Source organism: Mesorhizobium sp. ORM8.1 (genome assembly GCF_053005525.2).
Window position 1 is genome coordinate 1443362 of the sequence record NZ_CM132600.1, and the last position, 15863, is coordinate 1459224.

Below are 15863 nucleotides of genomic sequence, written 5' to 3' on the forward strand. Positions count from 1 at the left end.
ACTCTTCACAAGGACGGAACCTCGACATCAAGACCGTTTGATACATCCGAGGATGCCGGGGCTTACAACAAGCTGATGTCAGGGGCCGAGGCTCCCGGAAAGATCAGACATTGAACCTCCCCGCGCAGCAGAGGCTGGGCCATCTCCAAGAGACACGAAGTTGAAGACCTGCAGCCAAGCGACGGCCGCCCGGCATACATCAACCGGAGGCTAAGGCTCTCTTCTCAACTGCTCTCGAACGCGGCGAATGGCTTCCGATACCGCCGTTCGACCCGTCGGCGATACTGTTCGTCGAGGTTCTCCTGCTCTAAAATTTGCACAGCCCGGAGAATCAGGCTGCGGAGATCATCGTCATCAAACTCAATGAGGTTTCTCGCCATCCGGCAGTTATCGGCGCTTTAGACGAGCCAGCGAAGGATCATCGCCTGCTCCACTTGGGATCATTTCATTGCTGGCGAGCCGATCGAGCAAAAGGACGACCTCTTTGGCTTCGTGCGATTTGCAGGAATAGTACCGCCGCCCACCATGATAACGACCCTCGACGATACCGACCTCAAGCAACTTGCCTAAATGTTGCGACAGAGTGGCCTGGCTGCATTTAATTCGAGAAACTAGATCCGCAACACTCCTTTCCCTGTCCAGCAAATGGACAATAGTCAATAGCCGTATCCTATACCCCAGGCCGGAAAGTAACTCAGCGGCTAAATTCCGTTGGTAGTGGGCATTGATCGGCCCTCGACGGAGCGCTGGATCAGCGCCAATTTCAGCGAGCCGCTGTCGGACATAAGCAGTCATAAGCTTGCTACCAATTCAGGACAAAATTGCTGAACCGGGTCGCTCCAGTCAAGCGGATGCTAAAAAGCCCGCCGGCCGGAACCAGCGGGCAAAGGGGTTGGCTTTGACCCGCCAGGCCAAAGCATATTGGCGATAGCGCATCAATCTGAGGTCCGCACCATCAAAAGTTTATGGCGTTACCTCCTGCTTGGCCTGCCTTAAGCCCGGCCTGGCGGCAGCTTCAGGTTGCGCCATAGGGCCAAGGCTGTAGTATAAAGGGTGCCGAGGAAGGATTGCTCGATGCTTCGGACAGACAATGGCCTGCGCTGCGGTTTTCGTCGATCCTAGCGATGCCGTCGATCTCTAGGGGTCGCAAGCGCAGACCGCAGTGGCCTACTGTGCTTTGGATGATCGCTTTGCGCTCGGTCGGCAGATTACCGTTTCTGGTGCTCAGTCTTGCGAGATCTAAACCGGCGGCGTTCTTCGAGCTGGATGCTCCAAAAGCCGCAAAAAAGCCCGCCAACCGAAGCCAGCGGGCCGCGTCTTTTTCCTAAACTCTGCCCCGCCAGAGCAGCATCAGGACCCCAACGCTACGACGCAGTATATTGGATATTGCTATTAAGCGCTATAGGGCACCGGCATCTCATCACGGCGCTGGGGTAATGATAATCGACGCCCCCGCGACGATTGCGGAAAGCTTCGCCTTGCGAACCAGCGTAGGCTTCTCGTAAGTCTTCTTCATGGGAATTCCCCGCTACGGTCCCTCAAACGTCGAGAAATTGGCCCGTGCTGTTGCGGGTTGTCAAGATACACAAAAAAGCCCGCCGCGGCGAACCGGAGCGGGCGAATTGAAGGGCTGGACTAGCCAGGAGCCGTCCTGACCGGAGAGACAAGGCTGGTTACGCGGCAAAGGTTCCATCACTGCGGCGAGATCTCGTCGAGTTCGCGCTTCAGGTTCAGGATGGCATCGAGGATCAATCTTCGCCTACCGGCTTAAACTTCCGCACGATCATCTCGAACAGGATATCCGAGATCCACATGGCGGAAACGCCAATGAGAAACGCCGCCGCGAGCGTCGTAGTGTCGTTAGCCGGATCAGGAAGCGGAATGCCGGTCGCGCGGAAGTAGGCAACCACCGGAAGCGTGAGATACGCCGCCGCCAACGCGCCACAAACAGGCGAGGCAATCATTTCGCGGACCTTGGAGCGATGACGCGACAAAGCCCGCAGAATGTGATTTTTCGTGGAATGAGGACCCGGTTTGAGGGGTGATTTTCGTCCAAACGGGACCCCTTAACGAAGGGGTCATCAAGATGCCTCCGGTTTGATCGGAGGCATTTGTGTTTTGGATGTTGGTCGTGGAGACGATTGCAAAGATACGGCGCTTGTCGCTGGTGCAGGGGAAGTCGATCAAGGCGATCTGCCGGGAGTTGGGGATCTCCCGGAAGGTGGTGCGCAAGGTTCTGCGTTCGAGCGAGACGGAGTTCCGCTACGAGCGCAAGCATCAACCTCATCCCCGGATGGGCGCCTGGCGTGACGAGTTGGATCGGCTGCTATCGGCGAATGCGGCGAAGCCACAGCGGGAGCGGCTGACACTGATCCGGGTCTTCGAGGAGCTTCGCGGCCTCGGCTATGACGGCAGCTACAGTTCGGTATGGCGGCATGCTCAGAGCTGGGAGGCGGATCGCGGCAGCGCCGCGGCCGAGGCCTACATTCCGCTGAGTTTTGCGCCGGGCGGGGCCTATCAGTTCGACTGGAGCCACGAGATCGTTCTGCTCGACGGCGTGACGGTAACGGTGAAGGTGGCGCACATGCGGCTTTGCCACAGCCGTATGTTCTTCGTGCGGGCCTATCCGCGCGAAACGCAGGAGATGGTGTTCGGCGCCCATGACCGGGCGTTCAGCTTCTTCCGCGGCGCCTGCACGCGTGGCATCTACGACAACATGAAGACGGCGGTGGACGCGATCTTCATCGGCAGGGATCGCCGCTACAACCGCCGCTTTGCGCAGGTGTGCGGGCATTATCTTGTCGAGCCGGAGGCCTGCACGCCGGCGGCGGGCTGGGAGAAGGGTCAGGTCGAGAACCAGGTCGGTCTGGTGCGTGAGCGCTTCTTCACGCCGAGGCTGCGCTTCAAGACGCTGGAGGATCTCAACGGCTGGCTGGCCGACAAATGCGTCGCCTATGCCAAGGCGCATCGCCATCCCGAGCAGGGGGATCGGACTATCTGGGAGGTGTTCGAGGAAGAGCGCGCCAGCTTCATTCCCTATGCCGGGCGCTTTGACGGCTTCCACTGCATTCCCGCATCGGTGTCGAAGACCTGCACGGTGCGCTTCGACAACAACAAATACTCGGTGCTGTCGAGCGCCGTCGGCCGGCCCGTCGAGATCCATGCCTATGCCGACCGCATCGTCATCCGCCAGGATGGCGCGGTCGTCGGCGAGCACGCACGCTCTTTCGGCCGCAACGAGGTCGTCTACAATCCCTGGCACTACGTGCCGGTGCTGGCCCGCAAGCCGGGCGGCCTGCGCAATGGCGCGCCTTTCCGGGAATGGGTTCTGCCATCAGCCATGGAGAAGGTGCGCCGCAAGCTAAGGGCGGCCGATGACGGCGACCGGCAGATGGTGTCGATCCTCACCTGCGTGCTGACCGACGGATTGAGCGCGGTCGAGGCCGCCTGCCAGGAAGCGCTCGAGCATGGCGTCTCTTCGGCGGCGGTAATCCTCAACATCCTGGCCCGCAGCCGCGATCCGGCGCCCGGCACGATCCTTTCCATTCCCCAGGCGCTGAAGCTGGCTCACGAGCCGGTCGCCGACTGCGCCCGCTATGACAGTCTCAGGAGGACAAACGGCCATGGAACGCACCGAGGTTCTGGAACTGATGGGGGCGCTGAAGCTCTACGGGATGCGCAGCGCCTATGACGAGATCATGGGCGTCGCCATCAAGCGACAGCACGAGCCGCCCAGGATCGTCGGTGACCTCTTGCGGGCCGAGATATCGGAGAAGCAGGCCCGCTCCATCAAATACCAGCTCGCCGTCGCCAAGTTGCCGCTGGCCAAGGACATCGAGGACTTCGACTTCGCCGACACGCCGGTCAACGAACCCCTGATCCGCGATCTCGCCGGCGGCGCCTTCGTCGCCGATCAGCGCAATGTCGTCCTGGTCGGCGGGACAGGCACCGGCAAGTCGCATCTGGCGATCGCCATTGCCCGTTCTCTCATCCGCAACGGCGCACGCGGGCGCTTCTTCAACGTTGTCGACCTCGTCAACAGGCTCGAGACCGAGACCCGTGCCGGCCGGCAGGGCCGCATTGCCGATCACCTTACCCGGCTTGACTTTGTCGTCTTCGATGAACTCGGCTATCGCCCAGGCCGGCGGGCAGTTGCTCTTCCATCTGGTCTCAAAGCTTTACGAACGCACCAGTGTCATCATCACCACCAATCTCGCCTTCGGGGAATGGCCGAGCGTCTTCGGCGACGCCAAGATGACAACCGCGCTGCTCGACCGCCTCACCCATCACTGCGAGATCGCCGAGACTGGCAACGAATCCTGGCGCTTCAAGAGCCGCTCTCAAAGCTGAAGTCCGAAAGCCAATCAGTCGCGCCCGATCAGGCTGTGCAACCCCGACCAGCTTCGCCTGATCGGGCGCTCACCGGCGTGCCTCTCAACACCGAAAGCCGGGGTCCCTTTTGCGCGAAAAAACAGGGCCCCGATTCCGTGGTCATTGACACCGTGATTTCTCGAAATGGCCGGCGGCGAGGCCGCTCGATCGAACGATCCTAACTGTCGCGCTGCGCTTCAGCTGATCCGGGCCACGAGCGAAGAGCACTGCCCGCCCGGTGTTTTGCCGAATGAAGAGATGGCGAACGGGCTCTACACCCCAGAGCTAATACGTTGGACTGATCGGCGAAAGGCCTTGCCGCGAAGCCGCGCGACCGAAGCCGTATTGAATTGGCCGGACAGGCATGCATGACGTTCTCATATTCATGCCAATACTCCGGCACGGCGCGTTCCTTGCCATCCTTGCGCGCCTGCTGACCGTACATCCAGGCGTAGGTGACGCGCTCCTGATCCTTCTTAGCCACGGCCATCGTCGTCGTCCCAGAAGCGACTTCCGCGATCGCAACCGCGTTTCGGCAGATGAGGACTATGAGGTGGAGTATTTCGCCCAGAAGGCCGGGCTGACGACGCAGCAGGTGCGAGAACTGATTAAGAAGCATGGCAATGACCGCGCGACGCTGGAGCGCGAGGCCAAGGCTATGGAGCAGCGGTGACAGAATGCCTCGCTATCAGGTTAAAGAGCTTTATGGCGAAGAGGTCGTCTCATCCCAAACCGTGGTGGTGGAAGAGCCGATAAAGGCGGCCGAGCGTGTGGCTGGCGCGCCAATTTCACCGAGGGCTTTGCAGGAGCATTGGTTTCGGGTGGTCGACGAGGATGCGAGCAGCGTCTTCGAGTTTAGTTTGGCTGAGCCCGTAGCACGTGATTTTTCGAAATGATCAGCGGCCCGGCCTCGCGATAGTTATAAATTCAAACGGCCCATCGAGGCAGAAATGCGACGTCAGCGCCGTTTTGCTTCTCAGTGCTTTAGCGGCGAGGAGCGCGAGGTCCCTGCGGGAAACGCGCGCCTGGCGAAGAGAAGAGCCACAGCGTTGGAATCGGGATCGAGCCTAAGAGAGATCATCTGGCATGAACGGCCAGGCACAGACCGCTAAATCTCGATCCGTGATGGCGGGAGCCCGCCCTTCACCGGACAAGCCATTTGCCCATCGGCGCCATTCTTCTCGGCCCGACGCTTGTAGCTTTCGAATAAATGCAGCTTTTCAGGATAGCCGAGGCGAAGCGCGGTCTTGCAGGCCGGGCAACTAAAGCTGGATATCGACTTAAACCAGGAGCCCTTGCGGATGATTGGACCCCGGCAGCTTGGGCATTCGAACATCAGATCCTGGTCATTCAAGTGAAGTGGAATTGGCATTGCAACCTCGCATTAGGGGCATGGATGCCCGCCTCCTGGGGAAGTAGGCGGGCACCCATGAACTGGTGAATGAAGGGACGTTGGTCCACCAGCGCTCTCTAATAGTTGAGGCGGCTATAGGTTTCATGACAGGGACCAATGCGCGCGAGCATCAGACCTTGGTCCAAGTTCCCGGCCAGAGCGACGCCCCGACGCAGCTTGCAACATTGTAGGGGCCCGGTGTCGCCGAGGGCCTTGCAGGAACACTGGTTCAGGGTCGTCGATGAACGGCTCGGAGCAGTGTCCGAGTTCAGCTTGGCTGAACGATCGGCGACACGGCGGTTAGTGAGAGCCCATCAGACCCGCGCATGATGGGCTCTCTCTGATCGGGAGGTCCACTCCCGACGCATCGCGGAGCGAACCATCCTAAACGCGCCGCACGACTCAATTTCATCGTCAGCGAAATGTTCCATTAGCAGATGCTTGACGAACGCGGACGCTGCGCCAGAATGGCCTTATGGCGATCGATCTAAGCATTGGCGACGAGATCATTATTGACGCGACGATCGCGAAATTGGTCGATGGTCGGGCCAGCGTTGCCATCCCGGGCTACAATTTTCCGCACTCAATTCCGGCGCCGCCGAAGGCAAAGCCGAAGACTGACAACGAGCTGACTGGGGAAATCCGCCGGATCGATGAGGACCTGTCGCTCGGCGGTGTCATCACATTGCCATTGGATAGGGTCAGGGCAGCATGACGAAACTATCGGACCTCGGGCCACCTATCCCGGGCAAGCGACACGGCGGCCGGCCGGCGAGCGAAGCTGACTATTTCTACCCTTGCCCTGTTGCGGCCAGAAGGTCGATCAGCGCGACGCGCGACAAGTCTTTTATCATGAGCAGCCGAGGCATGAGCTGTTGGAGCCGGAACCCGCGGCGACGATCCTCCAATTCCCGAGGCGGAAATAAACAGATCCGCTGGGCAACTGTTCCGCGCCGGAGTCGACGCATCAATTAGCGACCGCTGACGGAACAAGACCTAAACGAGGGCGTTTTTCCTCCGAGCTCCCATGTTTCGATCTGTCGGTGTTTCCGCCGCGCGGAGGAGGCGGAGCTCGCCAACGAAACAGGAGAGTAAAGATGAAAACCAATCTTATTCCTGCTATTGCCGGTTTCGCTCTGATGGCCGGCATCGGTATTGCGGCCGCTGACGAGGTGATCGTTACGCCTGAGCAGCAGACTGTGGTCAAGGAATATGTCCACAAGCATAAGATCGCTTCCGTCAACGTGCTCGGCCTCGAGCTGGGCGTCGGCTCGTCGGTGCCCGACACGGTCGAGCTGCAGCAGGTACCGGACGTCAAGTATCGTTATGCTGTCGTCAACGATCACACCGTGCTGATCGACCCGAGCACCCGCAAGGTGATCCAGGTGATCGAATGACGTAAAGCTCACGCATTTACCAAAGCTTCCCGCCATTTTCGAAGTGGCGGGAAGATTAGGCGACGGCGATAGTACAGGCTGAACATTATCGGGGTCAGGAAGTTGTTCACTTCGGAATAGAAGCCATCCGTCAGATGGAACACGAATGGATTATCGAAGGCCTCATTCAGCCTACAGTACTGACCACAATCCATCACCCATCCTCAGCAACGCCCATACTTCCTGCGGCACCGGTAGCGCTCCTTCCGGAAGTTGTCAATCTGAGCCGGATTGCTTCGCTGAGCGGCGTTCCTATAACTTGCTTGCCGTCACAAAGAACGCATCGACCTGCGCGTCACTAAGCCGAGTTGATGCGGACGACTCCCGAGCCTCAGGCCCCTGTATGCTAAGGCTTTCCGAATCCGGTGATCAGATCGAATTGCCGGAATAGCTGCCGAACTCAAGAAGAACCCCACCGGCCGAAGCCGGTGGGGAGACGGGCAATTGGTAGGAACATGCCGGGCTTGACGGTATTTGCCGAGATCGCTGCGGTGTTGGCATCGATGATATCGGCGACATCATTGGACGCTCTTTGCTATTGGCACTGCCTTCGCGGGCCACCTGAAAAGGGTTGGTACGAGTTATCTTCCGGCCGATAGGAGCGATAGCGGCTGAAGCAGTTGTCAATTTGTTCGCCAGACGTTGGGGGTGGACTTCGCCAGCGCGCGCTCGGCCAAGCTCAACCGGTCCAGCAGCGCGAGCACATCGATAGACGGAGCCGGCGGCAGCGGCGGCGCGCTCTGGGTCGGCTCGCACTGAATACTACAACGTAGCCGTCCTCGAGAAAGGTCGGCGTCTCTCGCCCGAGGAGGCGAAGCGGCATCTCGCGAAGCCTACCCAGCGGATGCAGCTGGATTCCTGCCTTCGCGCGCTGGAACAACTAGCCGCGAAGGAGGTCAATCCCATACTGTCGGGCGCGCTCGAGTACTACTGGCGCAACAAGAAGCTCACGCCCAAATATGCGTTAACTTCTAGAAGCTCCAGACGTTTCGAATCGACCATCACCCGTTCGGCAAGGCCGGTGCACCCGCTGCGAGCTAAACGCGACTCTTAGGCGATGGCGGCCTCTCTGATCCATGCCAATTGCTCAAGGCAAATCTGTTCTGCGCACTTTTGAAGCACCGTGGTCTGCTCGCCTAGCCAGACAAGCGCTTCCTCAGTTATCTCGTAGTGTTCAGAGTAGCGGGCCTTCACATAGGCTTCGTTCAGCGTGTTGAACCATGCGCGATGACGTTGCTGATCGCGAGGCCAAGCCTCTGACAACCTTCGGTCTTGGTCCTCAGCGAGACCGCGGAGAAATGTGAGCTTGTGGGACGGTGGGCTGTAGTTGGTGAGAGTCAACAAAACAGTCGAATAGGCATGCTCTATAGCCTGATGCAGCTGGAAGGCCGAGTTGCTCAGTTGCCGGTCCGCGAGCGCGATGGAAAACAGCTTCATCTGATACTGAGCGAAGGGAAATCGCTTTGTGAAATGTTCTGCTACAGTGATGTAGATCTCTGCCGATGTGAGCGGCTTGGGCTGGGCCAGAGGTTCGTCATCCCATTCGTAGAGGACAATGCCCTCGCGGCGGATGTCGGTGAAAAAGTACTGCCCTTGGCGCAGCGCCGTGTTCACGAAGCGGCGGCTGTGGACGATGAAGCTGGTCGGTGTCTTGATGGCGCGGTCACGGTCGAGCCGGTCCTTTGCCTTGTACCAGTAGGCGAAGTCGGCGAGCTTGTTGTTGTTGACGACCACCAGCAGATCGAAATCATTGCGATAGCCCTTCATCGATAGCGGCTCGCCGACCCAGTCGCCGCGGGCGTAGGAGCCGAACAGGATAATCTTCAGGATGCGGCCGCTCTTCTTCCAGTCCGCACTGCTTTCGGCCAGCGCGTCGTTGGGTGCTTCGAAGAGCGAGCGCACGCCGGAGCGTCTGGGCTATCGCTCTGGCTATTACGGCCGCACCCTTGTCACGCGGGTCGGCAAACTTGAGCTGCGGGTTCCGCAGGACCGCTCGGGGCGCTTCTCTACTGAACTGTTCGAGCGCTACCAGTGTTCGGAGCGAGCCTTGGTGGCGCCTCGTCCATCTCAGCCTCGAGCACCTCCTGCATCACCGCGCGGATCACCTCGTGAAGTCCGTCCGGGTTCGAAAGCAGAATGTCTTTGACGGCGGCTATGGCGGATTTATCTTCAGTCTTGGTCATGGTGGCGTTCCTTCGCGGAATCGGTGACGTGAACAATCACCAGCCTGCCATGACCGCCCCCTCTCAGCGAATTTGCAGAACTCTCAGCACACTACCCAGAATAATCGACTGAGGTTCTGTCTCTCACCTGCTCGGCCTGCGCAGCCAACTGGGGAGGATCTCGTTCGCAAGGCTCTCCTGGGCTCTCAACTCGGCGAATGGCACCACAACTCCAACTATCTGCGAGAATGTAAGCCCGCACCCCAGACTGCGATGCGGGGCCCTTCCAAGACTTGGTAGCCTCAACCAGCAGCGAGCGATCGCTGCCGCCCCTGAAACCGGGCCGTGAATATCAGGCTCCCCTTATATACAAGCAAGCCTGGCCACCTGAGCAGCCGGGCTAGTCTGCGCGGACCACTACCGGCAGTCTCCGCTCGTTAGCTGTGGCCAATCAGCAAAGGGAACGGACCCCCCGAAAGTTCGTTCTCGCCAAGTACTTTGAAACCCGGAGATCGCGTTGCCCCTTACGCCTCAACTATGCCGTGCTGGTCGGGCTTTTCTGAATTGGCCCCAGGTCCGGCTGGCCGCTAAGGCGCAGTTGAGCGAAAGCACGGTGCGCGATTTTGAAAACGAAATCCGAACTCCGCCGGCTGCCAAGCTTTGCAGGATTCGACAGGCACTGGAGGATGCGGGAGTGATCTTTGTGACGCTAGGAGATCATCAGGTCGGTCAGGGCCCAGGCGTGCGGTTGAAGACGACCGGTCCGGCGTAGCCGTCTCTTGCCGAAGGAGAGGCAGGCGAGCAGTCTGCCTGAGGACGGTGTCCTCGGTGTCGTTGAACCGGCACGCCCCATCGCTAACCACTGCATTAGTTCGAAGGTTTCACTGTATGACCTTGGGGGAAGGCGCTGCAATCCTGTAAGGCTTGCCGGTCAAGCCGAGCGGCCCTCCGCTGCAATGGCGTGACGCTGCTTTAGCCAATCGGCCCCAAACTGACGGTAGATAAGTTGGCAAAAGCCGTCACTGAGGACAGCCGCTCGCCCCTTGGTCAGCACGGGCTTCTGATAGGTCTTCTTCATCGACATAGTTCCCCTGTTCAATCGGGCAGCAAGGGCCCGGCCGCCTAAGCAGCCGGGCGAGGGTCTGAGGGAAGCGCACGCACCGAAGGGTAACGGCGCAAAGCCAAAAGCGTTTCGGCGCAACAATGTTCCATTGCCTCAAACCAGTTCTGCGCGAAACTCGGGAAAAGCCCGCCGGAGGAAACCGGACGCGCGGCGAGGGAATGAGGAGAAGCGGGCCCCTTAGGCCTGCGCTTTGCTGGAAACGGCTCTCAACTCGCAAGCGTAGGACGCTCCGTAGAGGGTAACTTTCGGCTTACGTGTCTTGCCGGGCTCGCTCACGTCCTGGGCGAAGGTGCTGAGATAGCGCTTCACCGCAAGCAGCTAAGGAACTGATATGTTTGGACGCTTCCTCGCAAGCGTACGCACCTCTCGCGCTTCACGCATCGTGGTCAGCACCAAGGCCGCTGTGCTTCTTCAGGCCACCATGACGTTCGCGACCAGCCAGATCAACCGGACCAGCGAGGGCATTGCCTTTCACGCATGCCGTCCTTCGCCCTGTTGAATTGACGAGCCTATCACAGCACGGCCGCCGCTGGCGGGTTGATCTCTGCAAAGATTGCTTCAATGTCCGCTGCTTCCGCGTCGGTCAGGCCGGCAAACTCGCGCTCGCGGGCCCGCTTGGAGAGTATCCCTCCGTTCTGCCTCAGAAACCGGAACAGGAGATCGACCAGGCGGTCGGGCATGTCGGCGAGGTTGAGCACGCGGGCCTTGAAGGTGTCGTATGCTTTCAGGAAGACGGTTTCTGCGGGCAGATCGATATCGATTGTTCGCGCCACACATGAGAACAGAAATTCCGCGTGAGGCGTCGCGTCGAAATACCGGTAGAAATCGGCCGTGTCATTTAAAACCTGGACGTTATTGCGTTCGGTCGGCCGCCAGCGGATCAGCGGCAGCATCCTTTGTGAATAGCTTTCGAGCGTATGCCGGTACTCTTCGATGCGGTCGAGAATGACGGCGGAAATGGGAAACACAACGCCCGGCGGATTGAACCCGCGCTCAGCCAGGACGTGGTGGATTAAAAAGCGGTGCAAGCGGCCGTTTCCGTCCTCGAAGGGATGGATATAGACAAACCCGAATGCGAGGACGGCCGCCGCCATAACCGGATCGAGCGCAGGGGCAAACGTTCTGTCGAAGGCAGTGAGACCATCGACCAGTTCTGCCAGATCCTCATGCCGGGCGCTGATATGATCGGGAATGGCCGCCCCGCTCGTGCGGTCATGCTCGCCGACAAACCCGCCTTCGGTACGCAGCCCCAGATGGACGAAGCGCGCATCTCCAATAACGATCCTTTGCAGCCGCTCGAGTTCGGCGCGATCGATCGGACGTCGGCCCGCTTGCGCAATCACCTGTCCCCAACGCTGGATCCGGTCCTGCGGCGGATCTTCCCCTTCGATCTGAAAACTCGACCGCAGAATCCTTCAAAAGCAGGAACGCCGCTGTCCGCGCCAGCAGGTCCGCTGGTACGCTGGCCACGAGCGCGCGGGCTTCCCGGGCAAGGTTGCGTGCCACGAACGCGTCCAGGGCGGGTGTCCTGAATATCAGGGGACAGAAGGCCGGCGTGCCGGGGAGATTGTTTTTGACACGGTGGCGTGTTGACGTCGTGCCACCCGCAGCCCATTGCTGCTCGGGGTCGACGATCAGCGCATAGGCGCCGTTGGCTGCGTCCGGCAGGTCAAGCCTGGCCTGCATCAGCCACTCGTATAGGAACCATATCCGGCGCGCGAAAGAGCCCGTGGGCGCGGCCCGGACGATGGCCTCGACTGGCCCAGGCCCGGTTGTCCTGAACAGGGTCTTGAGGACGCAAAGATCCAGGCCTTCGTAGCGCAACGCGAAGGTTAGGTGCCCGGCAAGATCGCCGCGCGGCGCGTGGCGCGGCGTGAATACCCGCCAGCCTTCCGCTTCATAAATCTTGTGGCGCTGTCCGATGGCCGCGAGCCGCAGGGGCACCGGTGCTTTAAGTCGGTAGGCATCGATAAGCGCAGCATATCCCGCCGGCAGCGCCTCTTCGGGCAGTCGCCGGTCGTGAAAAAGGTAACGGGGCCTGAAAAACAGTTCTCAGAGCCATCAGTCATGAAAATCGATACCTAGGCGTGAAAATGATGCACAGCCTGGCTTGTCGCATGAAAAGCAATAAAAATCAATGAAGAGCGATTGTAAAGCATACCGCGAATTGCCGGCAATGACCTCGTGCGGCTCGCGCGGTGTGAAGATGTCGGGCGGCATGTTCATGCGGTCCATATGCGCCTTCGGGAGGAAGCCCAGCACGACGCGCCGCCTGGCTTGAACGCGTGCTAGCTCCGCGGACCCCGCTCCAAGGCTTTGCCAGAAATACACCGTGTGGACGCTGAGGGCCTTGTCGAAGGCGGCGTCCGGCAAAGGCAGGTTCTCGACCGTGCCAAGTCGGAACTCGGCTCGTACGGCGCGCACTGCATCGGCGAACCGGCCGGCGGCAGCGTCACAACATCGCGCGAAGGATCGGCACAGCAGTGAAAGCCGCGCCGGCAAGAAGCTGTGGCAATAGCGCTGCGCCGCCGAATCCAACCTCCACGGTACGATCTTGCGGAACCAGCTGTAATTGATCGAAGGTATGGCTGTTCAGCCGGGGCATCGCCGCGGTTCATGCCGGCTCGGACTAGCCAGCCGCCGATTCCGCTCGGCCGGGAAAGCAGTTTGGCTATGAACCTTGGCGCCATCGCGTCCCCTCCAAGCGCGCCTCCAGTCATAGCGACTATTCGGCCGCCATGGTAGCCCGGTCCCTATCAAACAGGAAGTGAAATCGCCTAAGTCAAGCCCGGCCTGTCGGGCGGGGGGACAGGGGTAACAGACCAGGCCTTGATCCCTGTTTCGGGTTGGACAGGGAGAACGGAAGCTACGCCGTTACCGCGGTTCGCGCTTTGACATGTGTAAGCGCCTGGAAAGAAAACCCAAGTGGTCTGCCGGTTCTACTCCTCCTTGCACGAGGCGACGGCACCGGGGTCTCGGCACGGTCGAGAACAGGAGCGGGCCGAAGGCACGTTGCGGCCAATGATCGAATGGCGCGGATCGCAGTTCACCGCGCTAAAACATAGTCGATGCCTTCCGGCAGCCGGTCGCCGTTAATAGCGTCCCAATTCTGCCGGTCGTGGATGTCGAAGATCTCTTGAAGCTGCATGCTCTGCACCGGCCGCGGCGCCCGGCTTTGCTCTGGGTGTGCATCATACGTCGGTTGTGTCGGGCCCCTGTTGGTCGGCCCCGGCGGGTCCCTTTCGCCGCTGACGAAGCCGCTTTCCTGCGCCTGCGCTTTGACGCGCGAGCGGGTTCACGTGAATGCCATTGGTTAATCCTTTGCTTCGGGAATATTGCTAATCCCGAAGCGCTGGGGAGCAGGCCAATGGAAAGTTTCAAGGTTGAGTTGATGAGCGGCAGGAAGATCGTGCGAAGCGTGCTGGTCGCTGCGCAGAGTCCCGTTCACGCGGTTGTAAAGACAATCCCGAATTCACTGAAGCCCGGCAAGGGACCGGGCAAGCCGTGGATCCGGGTTAGAAACGCCGTCGGCGGAAAAGCTAGTGCGTTTCACGTCGCCGACTGAATGATGCGAATTGCCGGCGCGGTTTTGTGTCACAAAGTTGCCGCGGATATTTCGCCCGAGTGTTCAAAAACAGAAGTTCTTTTGTGCCGCCGTGAAGAATCGGGCGCGAGTCATGATTGGAAAATTGTAACCTTCGTGCTACTTATTGCGACGATCTGTAGCGCGAAGGTGTCAAATGCCCACTCCCTACAATCCTCCATCTGCAGTCAGGCGCGCCCTTCGCAAGCTGGGAGCGGATATCCACGATGCGCGGCGGCGGCGGCGGCTTCCAATGGCGGTGGTGGCCGAGCGCGCCTTCACCTCGCGCTCGACCTTGCAACGGGTTGAGGCCGGCGACACGAATGTCAGCATCGGCATATATGCCGGCGTCCTCCAGGCGCTCGGCCTGCTCGATGGTCTGGGCCAGGTCGCCGATATCGCCAACGACAGCGTCGGCCAGGCGCTGGCCACCGCCGAACTGCCCAAGCATATCCACCTCAAGCGGTCACCCAGGACGCTTCGTGATGGCTGACTTCGAGGTCCATATCGAGCTTGGCGGAGGCACGCGCCCTGTCGGCCTGGCACGAAGCAATCGCGTCCGCGGCACCGAGACGATCCTCTTCGAGTATGACGCCGCATGGGTCGAGGATCCGGACCGGTTCTCCCTGGAGCCAGCTCTGGCATTAACCCGCGGCGCCTTTGCGCCTCCTGCGGGGATGGCGACTTTCGGCTCCATCGGCGACTCTGCACCCGACACCTGGGGGCGACGCCTCATGCGGCGTTCCGAGCGGCGCCTCGCGGAACGTGAGAAACGTGCTGTCCGCACCCTTGCCGAGAGCGACTACCTTCTCGGCGTCGCCGATCAGACAAGGACTTGGCGCGCTACGCTTTCGGTTGGTCGGCGCAGATGTCTATCAAGCGCCGATCCGTGACGGCGTGCCTGCCCTCATCGAACTTGGCCGGCTTGTGCAGATCACCGAGCGAATTCTGCGTGACGAGGAAACGGACGAAGACCTGCAAATGATCTTCGCACCCGGCTCTTCCCTGGGCGGCGCACGACCGAAGTCGTCGGTCGTCGACCAGCATGGTCACCTGGCCATCGCCAAGTTTCCCAAAGAAACGGACGGCTACAGTATTGAGACTTGGGAAGAGGTAGCGTTACGCCTGGCCGGGAAAGCCGGCATCGCCACGCCGCGGAACGGACTGATCGAAGTCGCCGGCAAGCCCGTGATGCTGTCGAGACGCTTCGATCGCAAAGGCGCGGCCCGCTTCCCGTTTCTGTCCGCCATGGCGATGATGGGTGCCAAAGACGGTGAGCGGGGGAGCTATCCGAAGATGGTCGATGCGCTCGCACAACATGGCGCTCAGGGAAAAACCGACGCTCATGCCCTTTATCGCCGTGTCGTCTTCAACGTGCTGATTTCCAATGTCGATGATCACCTGCGCAACCACGGTTTCCTCTGGCTGGGAAAGGCAGGATGGTCGCTCTCGCCCGTTTACGATCTCAACCCTGTGCCGACCGATCTCAAGCCACGGGTTCTGACGACCAACATCGATCTGGACGAAGGCACCTGCTCGCTTGACTTGCTGGAGGCTGCCGCCGGGTTTTTTGCGCTGACGCTCGCGCAAGCGCGAACGATGATCAAGGAGGTCGCCGCAGTGACTGCGGCCTGGCGCGATGTTGCCAGAGCCGTAGGCGCCCGATCGGCGGAGATCAACCGCATGGCGAGCGCCTTCGAGCACGACGATCTCAAGAGGGCGCTGGTAATCTAAGGCTTCTTCAATAGCGCTTCTTGATTGAAGATCGTCTGAATGGGCTGCTGCATGCCGCTCA

At 60.1% G+C, this 15863-nt stretch carries 16 protein-coding genes and 7 pseudogenes; 12 read left to right on the forward strand and 11 right to left on the reverse strand.

The window, feature by feature from the left end; genetic code table 11:
• Positions 1-387: 387 nt before the first annotated feature.
• From ACVDG8_RS07625 to ACVDG8_RS07635, 3 genes and pseudogenes are all read right to left on the reverse strand, one after another.
• Positions 388-795 carry an ArsR/SmtB family transcription factor gene (locus ACVDG8_RS07625; RefSeq protein ID WP_447254174.1) on the reverse strand — a complete coding sequence of 136 codons (408 nt, stop codon included), beginning with the start codon at positions 793-795 and terminating at the stop codon, positions 388-390.
• Between the two features lie 625 nt (positions 796-1420).
• Positions 1421-1516 (reverse strand): putative RiPP precursor, encoded by a 96-nt coding sequence (locus tag ACVDG8_RS07630; RefSeq protein ID WP_447254175.1) that lies wholly within the window; start codon positions 1514-1516, stop codon positions 1421-1423.
• Between the two features lie 232 nt (positions 1517-1748).
• Positions 1749-2006 (reverse strand): annotated as a pseudogene (locus ACVDG8_RS07635) (hypothetical protein); the annotation flags it as partial.
• 116 nt (positions 2007-2122) lie between these two features.
• Between ACVDG8_RS07635 and istA the strand changes: the two are divergent.
• The 4 genes and pseudogenes from istA (at position 2123) to ACVDG8_RS07655 (ending at position 5267) form a co-directional block, all read left to right on the forward strand.
• Positions 2123-3691 (forward strand): IS21 family transposase, encoded by a 1569-nt coding sequence (gene istA, locus ACVDG8_RS07640; RefSeq protein WP_447257260.1) that lies wholly within the window; start codon positions 2123-2125, stop codon positions 3689-3691.
• Positions 3624-4350, forward strand: a pseudogene (gene istB / locus ACVDG8_RS07645) (IS21-like element helper ATPase IstB). Before istA ends, istB begins: the two are co-directional and overlap by 68 nt.
• Positions 4351-4735: 385 nt before the next feature.
• The gene (locus tag ACVDG8_RS07650; protein WP_447254176.1) at positions 4736-5044 is read left to right on the forward strand and encodes a DUF3606 domain-containing protein; all 309 of its coding nucleotides are present in this window, start codon (positions 4736-4738) and stop codon (positions 5042-5044) included.
• A gap of 4 nt (positions 5045-5048) precedes the next feature.
• The gene (locus ACVDG8_RS07655; RefSeq protein WP_447254177.1) at positions 5049-5267 is read left to right on the forward strand and encodes a hypothetical protein; all 219 of its coding nucleotides are present in this window, start codon (positions 5049-5051) and stop codon (positions 5265-5267) included.
• 212 nt (positions 5268-5479) lie between these two features.
• Here the strand turns inward: ACVDG8_RS07655 and ACVDG8_RS07660 are convergent, their stop codons facing one another.
• Positions 5480-5743: a hypothetical protein gene (locus ACVDG8_RS07660; protein WP_447254178.1), complete on the reverse strand. Its 264-nt coding sequence runs from the start codon at positions 5741-5743 to the stop codon at positions 5480-5482.
• A gap of 496 nt (positions 5744-6239) precedes the next feature.
• Between ACVDG8_RS07660 and ACVDG8_RS07665 the strand changes: the two genes are divergently transcribed.
• On the forward strand, positions 6240-6479 hold the full coding sequence (locus ACVDG8_RS07665; RefSeq protein ID WP_447254179.1) for a hypothetical protein: 240 nt from the start codon (positions 6240-6242) through the stop codon (positions 6477-6479).
• A 382-nt stretch (positions 6480-6861) separates the two neighbouring features.
• Positions 6862-7161: a DUF1236 domain-containing protein gene (locus ACVDG8_RS07670; protein ID WP_447254180.1), complete on the forward strand. Its 300-nt coding sequence runs from the start codon at positions 6862-6864 to the stop codon at positions 7159-7161.
• Between the two features lie 574 nt (positions 7162-7735).
• Here the strand turns inward: ACVDG8_RS07670 and ACVDG8_RS07675 are convergent.
• Together ACVDG8_RS07675 and ACVDG8_RS07680 are read right to left on the reverse strand one after the other, a co-directional pair.
• Positions 7736-7834: pseudogene (locus tag ACVDG8_RS07675) on the reverse strand (BA14K family protein); the annotation flags it as partial.
• Between the two features lie 416 nt (positions 7835-8250).
• A complete protein-coding gene (locus tag ACVDG8_RS07680) occupies positions 8251-9102 on the reverse strand; it encodes a nucleotidyltransferase and HEPN domain-containing protein (protein WP_447254181.1) in 852 nt (283 codons plus the stop codon).
• Here ACVDG8_RS07680 and ACVDG8_RS07685 point away from each other — a divergent pair.
• A pseudogene (locus tag ACVDG8_RS07685) lies at positions 9074-9256 on the forward strand (transposase); the annotation flags it as partial. The gene ACVDG8_RS07680 and the pseudogene ACVDG8_RS07685 overlap by 29 nt on opposite strands.
• Here ACVDG8_RS07685 and ACVDG8_RS07690 read toward each other — a convergent pair.
• Positions 9255-9383 (reverse strand): annotated as a pseudogene (locus ACVDG8_RS07690) (IS256 family transposase); the annotation flags it as partial. The pseudogenes ACVDG8_RS07685 and ACVDG8_RS07690 sit on opposite strands and share 2 nt — an antisense overlap.
• 592 nt (positions 9384-9975) lie before the next feature.
• Between ACVDG8_RS07690 and ACVDG8_RS07695 the strand changes: the two are divergent.
• The gene (locus tag ACVDG8_RS07695) at positions 9976-10134 is read left to right on the forward strand and encodes a hypothetical protein (protein WP_455707816.1); all 159 of its coding nucleotides are present in this window, start codon (positions 9976-9978) and stop codon (positions 10132-10134) included.
• 159 nt (positions 10135-10293) lie between these two features.
• Here ACVDG8_RS07695 and ACVDG8_RS07700 read toward each other — a convergent pair whose 3' ends face one another.
• Together ACVDG8_RS07700 and ACVDG8_RS07705 are read right to left on the reverse strand one after the other, a co-directional pair.
• A complete protein-coding gene (locus tag ACVDG8_RS07700) occupies positions 10294-10440 on the reverse strand; it encodes a hypothetical protein (RefSeq protein ID WP_447254183.1) in 147 nt (48 codons plus the stop codon).
• 557 nt (positions 10441-10997) lie between these two features.
• Positions 10998-11828, reverse strand: coding sequence for a Fic family protein (locus ACVDG8_RS07705; protein WP_455707612.1), 831 nt, complete (start codon positions 11826-11828; stop codon positions 10998-11000).
• A 493-nt stretch (positions 11829-12321) separates the two neighbouring features.
• On the opposite strand from ACVDG8_RS07705, the gene ACVDG8_RS07710 reads away from it, so the two are divergent.
• Complete coding sequence (locus tag ACVDG8_RS07710; RefSeq protein WP_447254185.1) at positions 12322-12570, forward strand: hypothetical protein; 249 nt, start codon at positions 12322-12324, stop codon at positions 12568-12570.
• Here the strand turns inward: ACVDG8_RS07710 and ACVDG8_RS07715 are convergent.
• Positions 12547-13023, reverse strand: coding sequence for a class I SAM-dependent methyltransferase (locus ACVDG8_RS07715; protein WP_447254186.1), 477 nt, complete (start codon positions 13021-13023; stop codon positions 12547-12549). The two genes, ACVDG8_RS07710 and ACVDG8_RS07715, sit on opposite strands and share 24 nt — an antisense overlap.
• Before the next feature lie 508 nt (positions 13024-13531).
• A pseudogene (locus ACVDG8_RS07720) lies at positions 13532-13696 on the reverse strand (glycoside hydrolase family 108 protein); the annotation flags it as partial.
• 156 nt (positions 13697-13852) lie between these two features.
• On the opposite strand from ACVDG8_RS07720, the gene ACVDG8_RS07725 reads away from it, so the two are divergent.
• From ACVDG8_RS07725 to ACVDG8_RS07735, 3 genes and pseudogenes are all read left to right on the forward strand, one after another.
• Positions 13853-14050, forward strand: coding sequence for a hypothetical protein (locus tag ACVDG8_RS07725; RefSeq protein ID WP_447254187.1), 198 nt, complete (start codon positions 13853-13855; stop codon positions 14048-14050).
• A gap of 175 nt (positions 14051-14225) precedes the next feature.
• Positions 14226-14561, forward strand: coding sequence for a helix-turn-helix domain-containing protein (locus ACVDG8_RS07730; RefSeq protein ID WP_447254188.1), 336 nt, complete (start codon positions 14226-14228; stop codon positions 14559-14561).
• A pseudogene (locus tag ACVDG8_RS07735) lies at positions 14554-15802 on the forward strand (type II toxin-antitoxin system HipA family toxin). Before ACVDG8_RS07730 ends, ACVDG8_RS07735 begins: the two are co-directional and overlap by 8 nt.
• Positions 15803-15863: the final 61 nt, after the last annotated feature.

What these genes read in the sequence shown, in the direction of transcription:
- ACVDG8_RS07625 (WP_447254174.1), bottom strand. Translation starts at nt 795, where the DNA reads ATGACTGCTTATGTCCGACAGCGGCTCGCTGAAATTGGCGCTGATCCA.
- ACVDG8_RS07630 (WP_447254175.1), bottom strand. Translation starts at nt 1,516, where the DNA reads ATGAAGAAGACTTACGAGAAGCCTACGCTGGTTCGCAAGGCGAAGCTT.
- istA (WP_447257260.1), top strand. Translation starts at nt 2,123, where the DNA reads ATGTTGGTCGTGGAGACGATTGCAAAGATACGGCGCTTGTCGCTGGTG.
- ACVDG8_RS07650 (WP_447254176.1), top strand. Translation starts at nt 4,736, where the DNA reads ATGCATGACGTTCTCATATTCATGCCAATACTCCGGCACGGCGCGTTC.
- ACVDG8_RS07655 (WP_447254177.1), top strand. Translation starts at nt 5,049, where the DNA reads ATGCCTCGCTATCAGGTTAAAGAGCTTTATGGCGAAGAGGTCGTCTCA.
- ACVDG8_RS07660 (WP_447254178.1), bottom strand. Translation starts at nt 5,743, where the DNA reads ATGCCAATTCCACTTCACTTGAATGACCAGGATCTGATGTTCGAATGC.
- ACVDG8_RS07665 (WP_447254179.1), top strand. Translation starts at nt 6,240, where the DNA reads ATGGCGATCGATCTAAGCATTGGCGACGAGATCATTATTGACGCGACG.
- ACVDG8_RS07670 (WP_447254180.1), top strand. Translation starts at nt 6,862, where the DNA reads ATGAAAACCAATCTTATTCCTGCTATTGCCGGTTTCGCTCTGATGGCC.
- ACVDG8_RS07700 (WP_447254183.1), bottom strand. Translation starts at nt 10,440, where the DNA reads ATGAAGAAGACCTATCAGAAGCCCGTGCTGACCAAGGGGCGAGCGGCT.
- ACVDG8_RS07725 (WP_447254187.1), top strand. Translation starts at nt 13,853, where the DNA reads ATGGAAAGTTTCAAGGTTGAGTTGATGAGCGGCAGGAAGATCGTGCGA.
- ACVDG8_RS07730 (WP_447254188.1), top strand. Translation starts at nt 14,226, where the DNA reads ATGCCCACTCCCTACAATCCTCCATCTGCAGTCAGGCGCGCCCTTCGC.